The sequence below is a fragment of the Streptomyces sp. NPDC127119 genome, from assembly GCF_042677425.1.
In the GTDB taxonomy this organism is placed as follows: Bacteria; Actinomycetota; Actinomycetes; order Streptomycetales; family Streptomycetaceae; genus Streptomyces.
On the sequence record NZ_JBHXTO010000017.1, the window covers coordinates 62547 to 77600 of the forward strand.

The window sequence follows — 15054 nt, forward strand, 5'->3', positions numbered from 1 at the left end:
AGTTGCGCCCCACACACCCCACGCATGGTTCGCGCTGGGCGACAACCTATCGACAACGTTTCCACCCACACACGCAGCCCACGCTGACGAATCAGTTCGGTGTCCCGTCGATGGACGGCGGCGGCTGCCGAGGCTCGATCCAGGGGGAGGCACCATGACTTCTGCGGACACCGCGGACCCGACGGCGGCGGGTTCGGCGATCTCCTTGCCACAAGGGGGCGGCGCCGTCGGCGGGTTGGGCGAGACGTTCGCACCCGACCTGTTCACGGGGACGGGGAACATGTCCGTGCCGCTGGCGGTACCCGCGGGGCGTCAGGGGGCGACGCCGTCGCTGGCCCTCGGCTACAGCACCGGCAACGGGAACGGGCCGTTCGGGCTCGGCTGGCAGTTGGGGCTGCCGGCCATCTCGCGGAAGACGTCGCACGGCGTTCCGAGGTATGTCGATGCCGCCGGGCCGGGGGGCGACGACGCGGCCGATGTGTTCGTGCTGTCGGGTGCCGAGGATCTGGTGCCGGTCCTCGGCACGTATCCGGGCCGGGTGCGCTACCGGCCGCGTACGGAGGGGCTGTTCGCCCGGATCGAGCACGTCAGGGACACGACGGGTGACTACTGGGAGGTCCGCGGCAAGGACGGCTCGCTCAGCAGATACGGAACACGGCGTCCCGCGGGAGCCACGGACACCTGGCGGGATCCGGCGGTGACCGCGGATCCGCGCGACGCTGGCCGCGTCTTCGGCTGGCAGCTCACCGAGACCGTGGACCCGCTCGGCAACCTGGTCCGCTACGTCCACCTCGCCGACGCGGGCACCGAGCAGGGCAGGTCGTGGTCCCGGCCGCTGCTTGCGGGCATCTCCTACGCCGACTACGGCGACCGGGCCGACCCGTCGTTCCTGGTCTCCGTCGACTTCGTGTACGCGTCGCGCCCCGACCCGTTCTCCGACCACCGGGCGGGTTTCGAGGTGCGGACGTCCGTGCGCTGCGAGGTGATCCGGGTGACGACCCGTGCCGTGGACGGGGTGGCACGGGTGGCCCGCGAGTACCGACTCGCCTACCGGCAGGCGGAGTTCAACGGGGTGTCACTGCTCGCGAGCGTGACCGAGGTGGGGATCGACGCGTCGGGGGCACCGGCACCCGCACCGGACCCGGCCTCCGCCTCCGCACCGGACCCGGCCTCGGCATCCGCGGTGGTATCGGAGGAACTGATGCCTCCCCTGATCTTCGGGTACTCGGGCTTCGACCCGGGCGGGCGCAGGTTCTCCCCGGTGACCGGCCCCGCTTTCCCGGCCGCCGCGCTGAACAGTCCCACCCTCGCCCTGGTGGACCTGCACGGCGCGGGCCTGCCCGACGTCGTGGAACTCGGGGCGGCGGCGCGGGTCTGGCGCAACGCGGGCGGCGGCCGGTTCGAGGCGCCCCGCTCGATGGCCGAGGCGCCTGCGCTCTCGCTCGGACAGCCCGGGGTGCGGTTCGTGGACGCCGACGGCGACGGCAGGCCCGACCTGTTCGCGCCCTCGGCAGGCGCGCCGGGCCCGGGCGGCGGCCCCGCCGCGGGCTACTTCCCGATGGCCTTCGAGGGCGGCTGGAGCCGCCGCGGCTTCACCCGCTACCGGCAGTCCCCCGGTGTGGGCACCGCCGACCCGCAGGTGAGGACGGTCGACCTCGACGGCGACGGGCTGACCGACCTGGTGCGGTCGGGCACCCGCCTCCAGGCGTGGTTCAACGACCGTGATCCCCGCAAGGCCTGGCAGCGCACCGCGGTCGGCACCGGCGGCCCGCCCGTCGACCTCGCCGATCCGCGGGTACGGCTGGCCGACATGACCGGCGACGGGCTTCAGGACCTCGTGCTGCTGCGCAACGGGAACGTGGCGTACTGGCCGAACCTCGGGCACAACAGATGGGGCGCGCGGATCCTGATGCGCAACGCGCCCCGCCTGCCCGACGGTTACGATCCGCGCCGGGTGCTCCTCGGCGACGTCGACGGGGACGGCGCGGCCGACCTGCTGTACGTCGACAGCGGGCGGGTGCTGCTGTGGGGCAACAGGTCGGGCAACGGCTGGACCGAGACCCCGGTGGTCGTGCGCGGCACCCCGCGGGTGTCCGACACCGACCTGCTCGAACTGTCCGACCTGTTCGGGACCGGGATGGCCGGGCTGCTGCTGAGCCGGTCGACGGGCGTCTCCGGCGGGCCGCAGGCGCGTTTCCTGGACTTCACCGGCGGGGTGAAGCCGCATCTGCTCACCTCGATGGACAACAGCCTCGGCGCGGTCACCCGGGTCACGTACGCGCCGTCGACCCAGGAGTACCTGCGCGACTTCACCGACCCGGCCACCCGCTGGCGCACCCCGCTGCCCTTCCCGGTGCACGTGGTGACGAGGACCGAGGTCGCCGACCGGATCTCGGGCGGCACGCTGGCGACCGAGTACCGCTACCGCCACGGCTACTGGGACGGCGTCGAGCGGGAGTTCCGCGGGTTCGCGCAGGTCGAGCACGTGGACACGGAGACGTTCGGCGGGGCGACGGACGCCGGTGTGCCGGAGGGCCACCACGCGCCGCCCGTGCTCACCAGAAGCTGGTTCCACTGCGGGCCCGTCGCCACCGACGAGGCGGGCGACTGGACCGAACTCGACCTGAGCCACGAGTACTGGCAGGGCGACACACCCATGCTGTCCAGACCGCCGGAACAGCTCGCGTTCCTGGCGGGACTGCCACGGGCGGCCCGCCGTTCGGCGTTGCGCGCCCTGCGGGGGCAGCTGATGCGCACCGAGGTCTTCGCGCTGGACGGCGGCCCGCTGTCCGACCGGCCCTACACGGTGACCGAGAACCTGTCGGGCGTACGGGAGGAATCGGGCGCAGCGGGGTCGGTGGCCGGGTCAGGCGTCGGGGAGTCGGGCGTACGGGGCGAGGAGACCGACGGCCCCTCGGACCGGCAGCGGATCTTCTTCCCGTTCTCGCTCGGCACGCGCACCACGCGGTGGGAGCGCGGCCCCGAGCCGATGACGCAGTTCGCCTACCCCACCGGGTACGACGCGTACGGGTTCGCGACCGGGGAGATCTCCGTGGCCGTGCCGCGCGGCCGCGACCCGCTGGCGGTCGCCGCGTCGACGCCGGTGCCCGAGCCCTACCTGGCCACGTACGCCACCACGGAGTACGCCCGCCGGGACGACACCGGCCACTACCTCGTCGACCGGGTCGCGAGGACGACGAACCACGAGGTCGTCAACGACGGCCGCCTGCCGGTGCCCGCCCTGCGGGACGCGGTCCTGGCCGGCCCGGCGCAAGGGACCGGGACCTCGCTGCGCGTGATCGGCCACACCCGTACGCACTTCGACGGTGAGGCGTTCGTCGGGCTGGCCCTCGGCGTGCTGGGCGAGTACGGCCTGCCGACGCGCACCGAGTCCCTCGCGTTCACCGACGCCTTCCTCGATGACCTGTACCAGGCAGGCGACCCCCTCGCGGCCGGGCCGCGACCGGCCTTTCTGGGCCCCGGACCGGTGACCGGGTGGCCGGCGGAGTATCCGGCCGAGTTCCGTACCGCCCTGCCGGACCTGGCCGGGTACCGGCGGTACGCCGACGGCGACGTGCCCGGATCGCCGGGCGGCTTCTACGTCGTGTCCGGCCGCCACCGCTACGACGTCCACGTGCCGGGCCGTGTGCCGCGCGGCATGCCCGTCGCCACCCTCGATCCGCTCGGCGCGCAGAGCACGGTCGACCATGACGCGCACGACCTGCTGGCGGTCCGCACGGTCGACGCCGCGGGCCTCGCGGTCTCGGCGGTCATCGACTACCGGGTGCTGCGACCGCGCGAGGTGACCGACGTCAACGGCAACTCCACCTCGGTGGAGTTCTCCCCGTCCGGGCTGGTCACCGCCCAGTACGTGCGGGGCAAGAACGGTGAGGGCGACCGCGACGCGCCGGGTGTGCGCACGGTCTACGACCTGCACGCGTTCGCCGGGCGCGGCCGGCCGGCCTCCGTGCGCAGCGTCCGCCGGACGCACCACGACACCGAACCCGACGTCGCCGCCGACCGGCGTGACGAGGTGATCGTGTCGGTGGTGTACTCCGACGGTTTCGGCCGGGTGCTGCAGATCCGGTCCCAGGCCGAGGACACACTCTTCGGCGACCCGTCCCACGGCGGCAGCACCGTCCCGGCCGGCGACCTCACGCCCGTCGGCGACTCGACGGGCCGGACCAGGGCGCCGGAGAGCCCGGACAACGTCGTCGTGTCCGGGTGGCAGGTGTACGACAACAAGGGCCGCGCGGTGTGGAAGTACGAGCCGTTCTTCTCCACGGGGTACGACTACGCGCCGCCTTCCGACGCTCAGCTCGGTCAGCGGGCGAGCATCTTCTACGACCCGTGCGGACGGGTCGAGCGCACGGTGCACCCGGACGGCAGCGAGCAGCGGATCGTCTTCGGCATCCCGGCCGACCTCGCGGATCCGGACCGCAGCCTGCCGACGCCGTGGGAGACCCACACCTACGACGCCAACGACAACGCCGGACGCACCCATCCGGCGCAGGCACAGTCCTACGAGGGGCACTGGAACACTCCGGCCGGCGCCGAGATCGACGCGCTCGGCCGCACGGTCACCGCGGTCGCCCGCAACGGCCGGGGGGCGGCCGACCGGTTGACCACCCGCTCCGCGTACGACATCCAGGGCAACCTGGTGGCGGTCACCGACGCACTGGGCAGAGTGGCGTTCCGGTACTCCTTCGACCTGGCCAGGCGGCGTTGGCGGACGGACAGTCTCGACGCGGGCCGCCGCGACACCGTCCCCGACGCCCTGGGGAACGTGGTCGAGAGCCGCGACAGCAAGGGCGCCGTCACCCTGGGCGCGTTCGACCTGCTGCGGCGGCCGACCCGGGTCTGGGCCAGGGACGATGCCGTCGACGCGGTGACCCTGCGGCAGCGCGTCGACTACGGCGACGCCGGCACGCCCGCCCAGCGCCCCGCCGAACGGGACGGCGCCCGCAGTCGCAACCTGCTCGGCCGGGCGGTCGTCCACCGGGACGAGGCCGGTCAGGTCGCCACCGGCTCCGTCGACTTCAAGGGCAACGTGGTGCAGAGCACCCGCACGGTGATCGCCGACGCGCCCCTCCTGGCCACCTACGAGCGCGCGGCGGCGACGGGCTGGCAGGTGCAGCCGTTCCGGGTCGACTGGACACCCGGGGCCGGCCAGACCCAGGCTCAGCGCGACGCGCAACTGCTGGAGCCGGCCTCCTACGTGACGTCCGCCCAGTACGACGCCCTGAACCGGGTCAAGAGGTGCTTCCTGCCCGCCGACGTGGAGGGCGACCGGCATGTGCTCTACCACACCTACGACCGTGCGGGAGCGCTGGAACAGGTGCAGCTCGACGGCACCGTGCACGTCAGACGCATCGCCTACGACGCCAAGGGCCGGCGTTCGCTGATCGCCTACGGCAACGGGGTGATGACCCGTTACGCCTACGACCCGTACACGCTCCGGCTGGTGCGGTTGCGCAGCGAGCACTATGCCGTCGTCGACGCGACGACCTACCGGCCGACGGGGCCCGCCCTCCAGGACATCGGCTACGACTACGACCTGGCCGGCAACCTCACCACCCTCCGCGACCGCACTCCCGGCAGCGGTGTCCCCGGCAACCCCGAAGCACTGACCGCGGCCTCACCCCAGCTGCGCGCCCTGCTCGGCAGCGGCGACGCCCTGGACCGGCGCTTCACCTACGACCCCGTCTACCGGCTGCTGACCGCCACCGGCCGTGAACACCAGGCACCGCAGGCCGGCGACCCGTGGACCGATCTGCCGCGCGGCACCGATGCCACCCGGGCCCAGGCCTGTGCCGAGAGCTACCGCTACGACCCCGTCGGCGGCATCGTTCGACTCGCCCACACCGGAACCGGCGGATTCACCCGGGAGTTCACCGCCACGGCCGACAGCAACAAGCTCCGCCGGATGACCGTCGGGTCACTGCCGTACGACTACACCTACGACCTCAACGGAAACCTGACCGCCGAGACGACCAGCCGGCGCTTCGCCTGGAACCACGCCGACCGACTCGCCGCCTTCGCCACGCAGACACCGGGCGCCGAGCCCTCGGTGCACGCCCACTATCTCTACGACGCCACCGGGCAGCGGGTGAAGAAGCTGGTCCGCCGGCAGGGCGGTGCCATCGAGGTGACCCACTACGTGGACGACGCCTTCGAGCACCGTCGCTGGACAGGAACGCAGTCCGGTACGAACAACCACGTCCATGTCATGGACGAGCACCAGCGGGTCGCCCTCGTCCGGATCGGCGCGGCCCACCCCGACGACCGCGGCCCGGCCGTCGCCCTGCACCTCGCCGACCATCTCGGCAGCAGCACCACCGTCGTGGACGGCACCGGCGCACTCGTCAACCGCGAGGAATACACACCGTACGGCGAAACCGGTTTCGGCGGCTACGCCCGCAAGCGGTACCGCTTCACCGGCCGGGAGCGCGACGAGGAGAGCGGGCTGGGCCACCATCGGGCCCGCTTCTACGCACCGTGGCTGGCCCGGTGGACGTCCTGCGATCCGCTCACCTCACCGCACGGCGCGTCGAGCTACGGATACGTGTCGAACAACCCGATGGGACTGGTCGACCCCGACGGCGCCGACGACAGGAAACCGCCCGGTCAGGGCGGGGCGCCGGACACGTCGGCGAAAGCTTCGGACGGCCCCGCGGGTTCGATGCGGGAGGAGGACATCCCCTACCAGAAGGGGGTCGGCGGATTCTTCGCCTCGATCGCCGTCGGGGGGCGGGGACCGGCGGGCAACCGGCGCTACGACAGCCTCGGTCCGGATCAGACCTTCGCGCGCGAACTGATGGACAAACAGTGGGGTTGCACGCTCTGCCACGTCACCACTCAGGTGTGGAACACCTGGGGGGCGGCCGGCGTCGACCCCGGGAACGGCCTCCCTCTCGACTGGACGATCAACACCGGCGGTTTCGAACGCTTCGCCCGCATGAGCACGTACTCGCGAGCCGTCGTGGAGTCCGCGCTGGGTGCCAGGACCATGGTGGACGGTTTCTCCGGGATGCGGTCGCCACGGCCGACCACCGCCTCTCCCGCGGCGCCCACGACCGCGGCGCCCGCCGCCGCACAGCCGCCCGTGGCGACCATCACCTACACGTCCGCGATGGCGAGCGCCCCGAGCGACGCCCAGTTCGGGCGGTTCAACATCGAATGGGCGCAGACCGACGGGCCGCTGATCCGTGGTCAGCGACTTCCGAACGACGGCGCGCTGCGCAGGACCGCCAGGAACCACATGGACAGGAGCGGCTTCGACAGGACCGGGCTGCAGGCCATGCACCCGCTCGACTCCGTGGCCAACAAGTACCTGACTCCGGGCGGACCGGTGGGGACCACCTACTACTTCGGCGACGCGCGGGTGAACGCCTCCTTCGGCTCGCAGCTGGGCAACGAGCTGAACAGGCTCGGTGTGCGGCCCGGCGACAGCTTCACCGTCAGGTTCGTGGGTTTCCCCAGCTACGCCACCGTCCCGCCGACAGCGCCGCCGTCCAGCCCGCCCAATCTCAGGGGACATCGCTAGGGCCTGTCCGACAGAGCTCCGCGCATCGCCGCCCGGTGGACGATCCGGCGCGTGAACGACGTGAACAAGAAGATGGGGAGACAGACGTGAGCGTTACCGTACAGATCACGGGGCCGGCCGCGAACGCGGTGGTGCGGCGCACCATCACCGTGACCGCCCGGGTGGACGGGATCATCGCACCGAGCGGCGAGCACGACGGATACCACACCCTCGACACCGTCCTGATGTCCGTCCCGGGGCTGGTCGCGGTGACCGCGACCAACGTGGGCGGGGTCTGGACCGCGCAGGTACCGCTGCCCGGGTTCACCGCGCCCGGCTCCCAGGTCGTCGTCACCGTGACCGCCCACTGCCACGGCATCACGTGGACCCAGCCGTGGCCCGAGCGGTACGAGAACCTGTGGACGACGACGTCCGAGCCGTTCAGCGTGTCCCAGACCGTCCAGGTGCAGGCCGCCCTGCCACCGGCCTTCACCTGGACGGCCCCCGCCGCGGGCAGCGCGGTCGACCTGTTCGAAGGGGGCGGGCGTGTCAACGTCCAGTTCGATGTGACCCGCGCCCAGATCACCCCGCTGACCATCACCGTCACACGGGACGACGCGACCACATCCGTACCGTACGCCGGCGTCACCTCGTACCAGCAGTCGGTCGGTCTGCTGCCCATGCCGCTCGGGGCGCGGCCCGTGACCATCACCTGCACCGATCCCGACGGCCTCACCACGACACAGACCCGCACGTTCACCGGCCGTGACGCCTCGCCGCCGAACCTCCAGGTCTCCCCCGTCACCGTGTTCGGTGACGGCAGGGGCGCCGCCACGGCACCTCTGCAGGGGACGGCTCCCGACGCGCAGAGCGGTATGACGGGCGGCAGCGCCAAGGTGGAGTGGGCGCTGTCCCCCACCGGCACCAGGACCCTGGCGAAGCCGGGCCCGGGCAACGACTTCAGGAACTGGAGCGCGGACGTCCCGCTGACCGGGTTCGGCGCGCACACCGTCCACCTGTGGGCGACCGACACCGCGGGCAACGTCTCCACCAAGGACGTACAGGCCACGGTGATCAGCTCGTACGTGCCCGAGACCCTGGAGCAGCGGCTGGACGAGCGCGAGTATCTCGCCGCGCTGCTGTCCTTCGCGCACGAGCAGGTCGATGTGCCCGGTCCGCCCGCCGCGCCGCTGGACACCGCCACCCTGGTGGCGGCGCTCGGGCAGCCGCTCGACCGGCTCAGCCAGCCTCTGTCGGCCGAGGCCGACCTGGGCGGCCACGAGGTCAACCAGCTGCGGATACCCGTCGAGCTCCTGCGGGCCCGCATCGCGGCCACGAACACGCCCACCACGCCCGGTTCCGCCCTGGAACAGGAGTACCGCGGCACGGCCTACGCGTCCCTGCTCGCCGCCGCCGGGACCTCGTACGCGGAACTGCGGCTGGTCCGGGGCGCCGACGCCACGACCCGCCGGGCGCTCGCCGACCGGCTCGGCATCCGGCTCAGGGCGACGGCACCCGACGAACTGGACCAACTGCTCATCGACGGTCCCGCCCTCACCGAGGCCGGGCTGGAGACACTGTTCGGCCTGCCCTCGACGACCACGGCCGATCCGCTGCGTGTCCCCGGTGTACCGCTGCTGCTCGGCTGGCGGCTGTCCGCCCAGTCGCTCGCCTGGGCCGGACAGGACCAGCACCCCGACGCGCCCAGGGCCTTCGACGTGCTCGCCGATCCCGATGTCATCGACGCGGGCGACGTCATCGCCGGCGCTGCGGGCGACCCCGTCCGCAAGCTGCTGACCGACCGGGCGCAGGCCCTGTCCGCGTACCGTGCGACGCTGTCCGCGCTCAGGACGGGCCGGACGCCTGCGGCGGCCCTCACCGCGATGCTCACACTGGCGCAGCCCGGCCTCGATCTGGCCGCCCTGGCCGCCCAGGACGCACAGGGTGCCGACATCGGCGGCACCCTCGCCGCCCGGGGCCTGACCCGGGACGGCTTCCTGTATCTGAGGCGGCTGAGCGCGCTGGCCGGCACCGGCACGGTCACCACGGCCGAGTGGGACGACGGCCTGGCCGTCCTCACCGGTGCGTACAAGCGCCGGCAGCTGTACCCGGACTGGCGGGCGGCGGAGTCGGGCTTCGTGCTCTCGCCGGACTTCTTCGTCACCGGCGGCACCGGGCCCACGCCCGGCCCGTACCGTTCCGAGGGCGGGGCCCGTGCCGCCTGGCAGTCCGTGCTGCGCGCCAGGATCGCCCAGCGGGAGGCCCTCGGCGAGGCCGCCGCGCAGGCCGTGGCCGACGCCGAGCAGGCCGCGCTGCCGATCCTGCGCGACGCGCTGCTCGCCGATCTGGCCGCCACGACCACGGCGGCGGACGAGGTGGGTGAGTCGATGTCGGCGCGGTTCTTCGTCGACATGCTCGCCGGCGGAACCCTGCGCACGACCCGTATCGGGCAGGCGGTCGAGAGCGTGCAGTCACTGCTCTCGGCGAAGCGGTCGGGCGAGCTGACCCAGGACCACCCCGCGGCCGGCTGGACGTTCAGGAACGGACCCGAGACGTTCGCCGCCGCCTGGGCCTGGCTGGGTGAGCAGGGCACCTGGCAGGCGGCCACCACGGCCTTCCTGTTCCCCGAGCGGCATCTCGACCCCACCCTGCTCGTCCCGAGCACCCGGACGATGACACCCGGCACGCCGACGCTGCCGCTGGACATCCTTTTCGCACAGGTCAGCGGGCCGGGAGCCACGTTCACCGCCGGCACGGCCGTCAAGCTGGCGGCCGAGTACCTGGCGGCGAAGAGGATCGCCCTCCCCGCCCCGTACACCTATCTCGACCCGCAGCGCAGGGCCGCCCACCAGACCGCTCTAGCGAACGTGTCGAGCGGGATCGAGGGCGTGCCGAACACCGGCCGCGCCGACAACCGGGAGATCTTCTGGGCCGTGCCGATGCTCCTCGCGCAGCGCCTTCAGGCGGCCGGGGACTACCGGGCGGCGCTCGACTGGTACTGGATCGTCCTGCCGTACGACCTCACCTCGCCGACCTCCGTCTACAGCCGTATCAACAGCGAGACGCTGTCCAGCCCCGATCTGACGTTCCCGGCCAACTGGACGGCGAATCTCGACCCGTTCGCGCTGGCGGACTCGGCGTCCGCGAAGCGTCCCAAGCCCCACACCCGGTACACCCTGCTGTCGATCATCAGATGTCATCTCGACTACGCCGACGCGGAGTTCACCCGGGAGACCGACGAATCGGTCGCGCACGCCCGTACCCTCTACGTCGCCGCCCGCCGGCTGCTCGGCTCCGCGGCCCTGGTGCCGCAGACACCGACGAACCTCGGTGAACCCGCGCTGCCGATCCCGGAGGTCCGCACCCTGCGCACCAGGGTGGACATGCAGCTGGCCAAGCTCCGCCAGGGCCGCAACATCGCGGGCATGCCCCGCACCCAGGGCCTCGCGGCCGCGACGGTGAGCCGGCCGACGCCGTACCGCTTCAAGGTGCTGCTGGAGCGGGCCGGGCAACTCGCCGCCCAGGCCGCGCAGATGGAGGCCGGCTACCTCGCCGCGCTGGAGAAGTACGACGACCGCAATCTGCGCGTCTACGACGCCCTCAAGGCGGTCGACCTGAGCGCGGCGCAGGCCAGGGTGGCGCTGAGCCGGGTCGACGAGGCCAACGACGCCGTCACGGCCGCCACGGCTCAGTTCACGAAGGCCGAGACCATGGCGGACTCCTTCGGCGCCGCTCTCGACTCACCCACGAACAAGTACGAGCAGGACCTGCTGGACAACTACGGCGAGATGCGTGACATCAGGGATGCGATCACCGTGGCGGACACGGCCCTCGCCATCGCGCAGGCGGCGTCGTCCGGGGCCAGCCTGATGGACGCGATCTTCAGCGGTGGCGCCCGGCAGGCCCTCGCCATCTCGATGAGCGCGACCGCGGCCGTCAAGGGCGCCTTCCAGCTCCAGCAGAACAATCTGGAGGCGCAGATGCAGGCCGATCAGCTGCGGGCCGGCATCGAGCAGCGCAAGGACGAGTGGCGGCGACAGCAGGTGGCCGCCCAGCAGGACATGCAGATCGCCGCGGCGCAGATCACCGTGGCCGACGACCAGGTCACGATCGCCGAGCGGGAACAGGCTGTCGCGACGCTCCAGCACGCCCAGGCGACGGCCACCCTGACCTTCCTCAACGGCCAGTTCACCAACGCCGACCTGTACCTCTGGATGAGCAACACCCTCGGCGGGGTGTACCGGTACTTCCTTCAGCAGGCCACCGCGACGGCCCGGCAGGCGCAGGCCCAGCTCGCCTTCGAGCGGGCGGAACCCGCCCGGGTGCTGATCCGTCAGGACTACGGCCAGTCGCCGGCCGAGATGACCTCGAACGCCGGCCCCGACCGGCGGGGCCTCACCGGTGCGGAACAGCTCGCCCAGGACCTGGCCCGGCTCGACGAGTACGCCTTCAGCTCCGCGCGCCGGCGCCTGAACCTCTCGCAGACGTTCTCGCTGGCCCGTCTGATGCCGGTGGAGTTCCTGGAGTTCCGCCGTACGGGCACGCTCGCCTTCTCCACTCCCACGGCCCTGTTCGACAGCGACTTCCCCGGCCACTACCTCCGGCTGGTCCGCCAGGTGCGCACCAGCCTCGTCGCGCTGGTACCGCCGGACCGGGGAATCCGCGCCACGCTCCACTCCAACGGCATCTCCAGGGTCACCACCGGCCGGGACGGCACGTTCCAGGAGGTCGTGGTGCGCAGTGATCCGGGGGTCGTCGCCCTGACGTCCCCGGTCAACGCCAGCGGGGTGTTCGAGTTCGACGCCCAGTCGGACATGCTGCTGCCGTTCGAGGGCAGCGGCGTGGACACCAGCTGGGAGTTCCGGCTGCCGCCCGCCGCCAACCCGCTCGACTACTCCACCATCGTCGACCTGCTGGTCACGGTGGACTACACGGCGGCGTACGACGACACCTACCGCGAGCAGGTGGTCACCCGGCTCAACGCCGACCGGGACCGTGGCGCCGACTGCGTGTTCAGCCTGGCGAGGGACTTCCCCGACCAGTGGTACGACCTCAACAACCCGGCCGACCCCGCCGCGAGGTCGGTCACGCTCCCGCTGCGCGACGTCGACTTCCCGGCCGGGATCGAAGGGCTCACCACCGCGGCGATCGCCGTTCGGCTGTCGAGCGACGCGCCGGTACCCGACACGGCGATCTCCCTGTCCCGCGGAGCGACCGGCGGCACGGCGACGGCGACCAACGGCGTCGCCGGCACCCGGCGGGGCAATGCCGCGGCCTGGAACGGGTTCCTGGGGACCGGCCCGGCGGGCGACTGGCGGCTGAGCTTCGGCGCGGGCGCCAGGGCGTTGTTCGAGTCGGGCGCGCTCGACGACATCCTGCTCGTCGTGAGCTGGACGGGGGAGGCACCCGCCTGGGCGCTCTGACCGGCCCGTCGCCGCCTCGACCACGTCGACCACAGTTCCGTGCCGCCCTCCTGTGCCCTGCTCCTGGCAGGATGGCGGCATGGAACGTGTGCTTGGAATCGGTGGATATTTCCTGCGTGCCGCCGACCCGGCGGCCCTGCGCGCCTGGTACCGCGACTGCCTGGGCCTGGACGCCGACGACAACGGCCTGTGGCGTCAGGAGGCCGGGCCGACGGTGTTCGCGGCGTTCGCGGCGGACACCGACCACTTCGGGTCCCGCGCCCAGCAGAGCATGCTCAACTTCCGGGTCCGCGATCTGGACGCGATGCTCGCGCAGCTGCGCGCCGAGGGAGCGGACGTGGCCCAGGAGACGCAGGACATGGAGGGCGTCGGCCGGTTCGGCTGGGTGACCGACCCGGAGGGCAACCGGGTCGAACTGTGGCAGCCCGCTTGACGGCGCCTTCCCGGTGACCACGGCGCAGCCCTCGCCGCCCCTGGTCAGGGCTGGATGTTCTCCAGGTCCTGGAGGAGGGCCGGGTGCTTCGGTTCCCAGCCGAGTGCCTGCCGGGTACGGGCGCTGGAGGAGGGCTGGTCGGTCGCGAAGATCGGGCCGAGCGGACCGTACGTCTCCTGCGGTACCGGCTCCACCGGCAGGCCGAGCCGCCGGCCGATGACCGCGGCGATGTCGCGCACCCGGTCGCCTTCGTCGGCCACGGCGTGCCACGCGGATCCGGCCGGTCCCCGCTCCAGAGCGAGCCGGAAGAGGGTGGCCGCGTCGAGTGCGTGCACCGCCGGCCACCGCTGGGTGCCGTCGCCCGGGTAGCCGGACACCCCGGTCCGGCGCGCGGTCTCGGTCAGCAGTCCGGCGAACCCGCCCGCGCCTTGGTGGTGCACCGTGCGAGGCAGACGTACGGCCGTGCTGCGTACCCCTCGTGCGGCCAGGTCCAGGATCGCCATGACCGTGCGACCGCGGCCACCCACCGGGCCGTCGGTCGGCAACGGGTCGGCCTCGGTGGAGGCACGGCCCGGCACCCACGGCGTACCGGAGACGGTGACGAGGGGGCGGTCGCTGCCCGTGAGTTCCTCGCCGAGGGTGGTCAGAGCGGTGGTCTCCTCGGCGACCGCGGCGGCGAGGGCTTCGGGACTGCTGAAGTCGTTGCGGAACGCCAGGTGGATCACTCCGTCGGTCCGGGCGACGCCGGTCCGCAGGACGTCCAGGTCGGCGAGACCGCCCCGAAGCGGCTCGGCGCCGGCTGCCTCGGCGGCCCGCGCCGACGCGTCGGAGCGGGCGAGCGCAAGGACGGTGTGGCCGTTATCGAGCAGTTGGGCGACGACCGCGGTACCGATCAGGCCGGTGCCGCCGGTGACGAAAACACGCATGGAACTCTCCCGAAAGTGATGGGACTCTTGTCCCGTCACTGTACAGGGTGATGGGACAAGAGTCCCGTCACGTATGATCGGCACATGGGTCGATGGGAACCGGGCGCACGCGAACGCCTCGTCATGGCGGCCGTCGATCTGTTCATCGAGCAGGGATACGACGCCACGACGGTCGCGCAGATCGCCGAGCGCGCCGGAGTCACCAAGAGCACGTTCTTCCGGCACTTCCCCGACAAGCGCGAGCTGCTGGTCGCCGGGCAGGAGACGCTGAGCCGACTGCTGACCGAGGGCATCACCGAGGCACCCGGTACGGCCAGCCCGCTGGAGGCGGTCGCCGCCGGACTTGAGCGGGCCTCGGGCGCGATGGGGCCCATGAACCGCGAGCTGGCCCCACGACTGAAGGCGGCCGTCGCCGCCAGCACCGAACTGCAGGAACGTGATGTCCTCAAGAGCGTCAGCCTCGCGGCCGCGATGGCGGCGGCCCTGACCGCCCGCGGCGTCCCGGGCCCGACGGCGGCCCTGGCGGGCGAGCTGGGCATGCTGGCCTTCAAGCGGGGGTTCGCCGCATGGTCCGAGGGCGACCGTGACGCCGAGGACGAACTGGCGGGACACACCTTGAAAGCGCTCGACGAACTGCGTGCGGCGAGCGCGACGCTGGGCTGAACCGGGCGGGCCCGACACACGGGTTCCAACACCCGGCTTCCGACACTCAGGTTCCGTCACCCGGTACGCGTCTGCCGCCCCGGC

General features: G+C 72.4%; 5 protein-coding genes. 4 read left to right on the forward strand and 1 reads right to left on the reverse strand.

The genetic code is table 11. The features are described from left to right. Positions 1-154 precede the first annotated feature (154 nt). The 3 genes from ACFVH5_RS11160 (at position 155) to ACFVH5_RS11170 (ending at position 13381) form a co-directional block, all read left to right on the forward strand. Complete coding sequence (locus ACFVH5_RS11160) at positions 155-7546, forward strand: SpvB/TcaC N-terminal domain-containing protein (RefSeq protein ID WP_385833264.1); 7392 nt, start codon at positions 155-157, stop codon at positions 7544-7546. Between the two features lie 86 nt (positions 7547-7632). Then, a complete protein-coding gene (locus ACFVH5_RS11165) occupies positions 7633-12948 on the forward strand; it encodes a hypothetical protein (RefSeq protein ID WP_385833266.1) in 5316 nt (1771 codons plus the stop codon). 79 nt (positions 12949-13027) lie between these two features. Continuing rightward, positions 13028-13381 (forward strand): VOC family protein, encoded by a 354-nt coding sequence (locus ACFVH5_RS11170; protein WP_385833267.1) that lies wholly within the window; start codon positions 13028-13030, stop codon positions 13379-13381. A gap of 44 nt (positions 13382-13425) precedes the next feature. On the opposite strand, the gene ACFVH5_RS11175 is transcribed toward ACFVH5_RS11170, so the two are convergent. Then, on the reverse strand, positions 13426-14307 hold the full coding sequence (locus ACFVH5_RS11175; RefSeq protein WP_385833268.1) for an SDR family oxidoreductase: 882 nt from the start codon (positions 14305-14307) through the stop codon (positions 13426-13428). 84 nt (positions 14308-14391) lie between these two features. Between ACFVH5_RS11175 and ACFVH5_RS11180 the strand changes: the two genes are divergently transcribed. Next, on the forward strand, positions 14392-14970 hold the full coding sequence (locus ACFVH5_RS11180) for a TetR/AcrR family transcriptional regulator (RefSeq protein ID WP_385833269.1): 579 nt from the start codon (positions 14392-14394) through the stop codon (positions 14968-14970). Positions 14971-15054 lie beyond the last annotated feature (84 nt).